This is a genomic window from Polaromonas sp. P1_E3, assembly GCF_056405935.1.
In genome coordinates, this window is record NZ_JBFUBD010000727.1 from 1 (window position 1) to 882 (window position 882).

At 55.0% G+C, this 882-nt stretch carries 2 protein-coding genes; both read right to left on the reverse strand.

Annotated features, from left to right (window positions below):
* A partial coding sequence (locus tag AC1D0Z_RS23100; protein WP_477660461.1) for a TCP-1/cpn60 chaperonin family protein occupies positions 1–364 on the reverse strand: 364 nt, incomplete at its 3' end.
* A gap of 92 nt (positions 365–456) precedes the next feature.
* Positions 457–747 (reverse strand): co-chaperone GroES, encoded by a 291-nt coding sequence (locus AC1D0Z_RS23105; RefSeq protein ID WP_007872916.1) that lies wholly within the window; start codon positions 745–747, stop codon positions 457–459.
* Positions 748–882 lie beyond the last annotated feature (135 nt).

The following is an 882-nucleotide window of genomic DNA, read 5'->3' on the forward strand; positions in this document are numbered from 1 at the left end:
TGTCGATACCGCGCTTCAGGTCCATCGGGTTCATGCCGGCGGCCACGTACTTCATGCCTTCGCGGACGATGGCTTGAGCCAGAACGGTGGCGGTGGTGGTGCCGTCGCCAGCGTTGTCAGAGGTCTTGGAAGCAACTTCCTTGACCATCTGCGCGCCCATGTTCTGCAGCTTGTCCTTCAGTTCGATTTCCTTGGCGACGGACACACCGTCCTTGGTCACCGTGGGGGCGCCGAACGAGCGCTCCAGAACCACGTTACGGCCTTTAGGGCCCAGGGTTACCTTGACGGCGTTGGCCAGGATGTTCACACCCTCAACCATGCGTGCGCGGGCTTCGCCGCCGAAAATTACGTCTTTTGCTGCCATGATGCAGATTCCTTAAAGTTTATGGATGAAATCGCCTGCTAGCCCAAGCGGAGCGCGCGCTAGCAGCTATCAAATAAATAGCAGGTGAGAGATTACTTCTCGACCACTGCAAACAGGTCTTCTTCTTTCATGACGAGCAGTTCGTCGCCGTCGACCTTGACGGTCTGGCCGCTGTATTTGCCGAACAGCACGCGGTCGCCGACCTTCACGCCCACGGGGCTCAGTTCGCCCTTGTCGTTCTTCTTGCCTGGACCAACGGCCAGCACTTCGCCTTGATCAGGCTTTTCAGCAGCGCTGTCAGGAATGACGATGCCGGAAGCGGTTTTGGTTTCGTTTTCCACGCGTTTGACGATCACGCGGTCGTGCAAAGGACGAAGTTTCATGAGAGCTCCTTGTTTGAGAACTGGTTTTAGAGGGAATCAAAAAGCACCACAAGAAAGTGAGTGCTTGTTAACTTTGTGGTGAAGGGTGTTTTGTTAGCACTCAATACCATCGAGTGCTAATCATAGGGTGTTTTC

Excerpts from the sequence above, each read along its gene's own strand:
- AC1D0Z_RS23105 (WP_007872916.1), bottom strand. The coding sequence starts at position 747 with ATGAAACTTCGTCCTTTGCACGACCGCGTGATCGTCAAACGCGTGGAA.